Source organism: Paraburkholderia podalyriae (genome assembly GCF_014397785.1).
Lineage (GTDB): Bacteria > Pseudomonadota > Gammaproteobacteria > Burkholderiales > Burkholderiaceae > Paraburkholderia > Paraburkholderia podalyriae.
Map to the genome: position 1 here is coordinate 1 of NZ_VZQQ01000170.1, position 3041 is coordinate 3041.

The 3041-nt window shown below is 60.9% G+C and carries 2 protein-coding genes and 1 pseudogene; 2 read left to right on the top strand and 1 reads right to left on the bottom strand.

From position 1 onward, the window contains the following. Nucleotides 1–182 precede the first annotated feature (182 nt). Nucleotides 183–371 (bottom strand): annotated as a pseudogene (locus F6X42_RS46270) (transposase zinc-binding domain-containing protein); the annotation flags it as partial. Nucleotides 372–820: 449 nt separating this feature from the next. On the opposite strand from F6X42_RS46270, the gene F6X42_RS42095 reads away from it, so the two are divergent. Together F6X42_RS42095 and F6X42_RS42100 are read left to right on the top strand one after the other, a co-directional pair. Next, nucleotides 821–1129 carry a hypothetical protein gene (locus tag F6X42_RS42095; RefSeq protein ID WP_187639658.1) on the top strand — a complete coding sequence of 103 codons (309 nt, stop codon included), beginning with the start codon at nucleotides 821–823 and terminating at the stop codon, nucleotides 1127–1129. Between the two features lie 704 nt (nucleotides 1130–1833). Then, a partial coding sequence (locus tag F6X42_RS42100; protein WP_187639659.1) for an SNF2 helicase-associated domain-containing protein occupies nucleotides 1834–3041 on the top strand: 1208 nt, incomplete at its 3' end.

Consider the following 3041-nt stretch of genomic DNA (forward strand, 5'->3'; position numbering starts at 1 on the left):
AATTGCCAACGATTTGATAAGGAATGCAGATGGAATTTCACGAATTCCAACCTGCATCGCCGACCATGAGGACGAGGCGGAATAGGTAGGTCGGGAAGTGCGCGCGGGCGAGCCGGGCCTTAGCCGTGAATAACCCGCGCCATCACAATTCGTGGGGCGAGCTTGCAGAGCGCGATTCGTCCGCGATTGCAACAGGAGTTGTAGGCGACCTCGATCTGTGCGTAGCCGGAACAGCGCAGCAAGTGTCCCCCCAGCGCCGCGGCTGCGGCACTGTTCGATGGCCGACATGACCTTCAGCTGCCCCAGGCTCAGCGACACCGTGCGTCGCCATACTGGCCCTGGGCGCGGAAGATGTCCGCGACCTCCAGCATGGGGTACTACACTGCGCCCACGTTACTCGGAGGGCGGACGCTCCAGCGGACTGGTAACTTCGCGCAGCAGGTCGGTAGCCACCTGCACGTACTTGAAATGTGCTGCAGCGCATTTCATCTACCTGCACGGCGATGATGTCAAGCGGGCACGACAGATGGCTGGCATTCGGCACCAGAAAATGAGGTTGCGGACGTTCGAGGGGCGAAGTCCACAGACGGATCATCGGCCAAACCCGCCATTCGGGTGACCATAAACTTTACGCTCGTGAGTGGCAGCTTACGCGAGGACCGTATGATCTGATCGCCGTTGCCCCACCTCCGACACTCGAGAGAATCGACAACTCGATGCCGCAGAGCAGCCTTTGAGCGACCGCTTACAGGTGTCGGCATTGTCGTTGGCCCAACGCGGTCTGATCTACGACGCGCGCCAAAGCGCGTGACGGAACCCATTGGCCTCCCTGTGCAATGAATCGGGAAGTCGCGTCGACGATCGTTTGGTTGATGTCTTCATCGAATACGTCAAAGACAGGTGCGACGACCGACTCCGCGAGGGCAAATTGCTGCTTTTCGAATCTGCTCGCGTCGATGCGACCTTCCGCATCGAAAGTGAGCATGGAAAACGTGCTCCGAACGACGCGCACCGGGTTTCTGGCCACGAGTTCGACTACGACGCTGGCCATTCGCGCTCGTTGCCCCGCAAAAACGGGCAGACTGTGGCTTGCCGGATCTCGCAGCATCCTGTTGAACCTGGTGCCTGAGAGCCGCGAGAGGGTATCGTCGCGAGCGATCAGAAACGTTCGGCAAGAAAATCCCATGGTTCTGCCCCTTGCATTAACGGTGATGCTCACCACGTCCGGCGAGATTCCGCAACGCGCATCCGAGCAGGCTATTCGCCGCTGTACCTTACACCGCGCGCGTGACCAGGCTTCGGGGCGTCCCCGGTCGATGCCCGGCTCCGGAGGTTCAAGGAGCAGCGTTGAACGTCCGCAGGTCGGTCCAACAGGACACTCTGCCATTTGGTTGTTTGTAACAAGCGCAACTGATTTTCGGCGGGCGGGTGGGAGCGCCATCGGCATCCCATCTTGTATGAGTCAGGTTTTGGTACCCTTTCATCGTGAGCCCTGTTTCTCCTGGCCGGATTCGAAAATTCACGGAGACCGCCGTGAAGGTTGAAGGTCGGTCAGCCGGTGGCAGAGCAGGGGGCGAACTTCTGTGAGTTAATACGTAACAATCAGGTTGTCCTACAGCAGATGAAAAGACAGTTCACAAGACATGCTCAACGCAGCGACCAGGCATACCCCGGACGCTTGGCCCACCCCACAATCCCGGCGAACCAGGCGCAGACGGAACTTCGCCCAGTTCGCACTGGGCCGGCGGGCCTGCCGGTTGATTCCGAGGCCGCTTTCCTTGAAAACAGGCCGCTTCAGCGCTTGTTGCAACAGTGCCATGAGGACGGGCGTTTTTGACTGCTTCCGACATTCTCGCGCCACACCTGACGCCCGGCGGTCACCTGCTTGCAGTTCCAGAGGACGACGCGCCACTATTGGCGGATGAAATACGACCGCGGCTAGGCAGTTCTTTTGCGCTTGGCGCAGGACATGGCCTGCTGCATCTGGGAACGGCGGAAATCGGCCGCATTTTGCCGCCCGCCTGGGCCTGGTGGCGAGATTTTGCCGCGCGCTATGTCACCGCCTTGTGCGCCACACCCGAGGGCGGCGAGATTGCGGTCGTCACGCCCGCTGCCAAGGACTTCGATGCCCTGATTGCCGATGCGCCGCCGATGACGGGCGGGGAGTATCTAACGCCAGATGTGCTAACCACGCTGTGGGGCGAGATCGATACTGCCTTGCACCAGGAACTGGCGACCGCAATGGTCTCGCTTCAGGATTTCCTCAAGTTGCGCCACCCGGCCTGGAATCTGGTCGGCCGTGTGCATTTCAACCTCGCTGAGAACCGCAAGGACACGGAGTCACCGTTCGCCTTCCTTGCGACTTACACCTCGCGCCTGTCGGCCCATGGCAAAGCGCAACACCAGCCACTGTCGCAAGCCCTGGCGGAATTTTCGGGAGCCAGGAGCAAGGCGCAGCTCCTGTCATTACTGCTGCCGGTGCAGCGCGCCGCGGAACACTGCGATTGGCTTCGCGAAATGGTGGATACCGGCGAGATATACCATCCGCTGCGCTGGACGCCGCTTGACGCCCATCGCTTTCTCTCGGACCTGTCCCAACTGGAAGCCGCCGGGATTGTCGTACGCACGCCAGGCGTCTGGCAGGCGGGCCGCCCTGTTCGCCCCGTTGTGAAAGCCAGCGTCGGAGCACGACCGCCTTCGCTCCTGGGCAAGGACGCGTTGCTCGATTTCAGCATGGAGGTCTCCCTCGACGGCGAGTGTCTCAGCGCCTCCGAGGTCAGGGATCTGCTCAAAGGCGCCGATGGCTTGCAACTCATCCGTGGTCGCTGGGTCGAGGTGGACAAGAAAAAGCTCAGTCGCCTCCTGAAGCGATTCGAGGCCATGGAAAAGGCGGCACAAACCGGTCTGCCTTTTAATGAGGCCCTACGCCTTCTGGCGGGTGTTTCGCTCGACGATAACGCCGACCCCGCTGACCTCGACTGGTCGCAGCTTGTTGCAGGGCCCTGGCTGGCCGACATGCTGCAGGAATTGCGTCAGCCGGA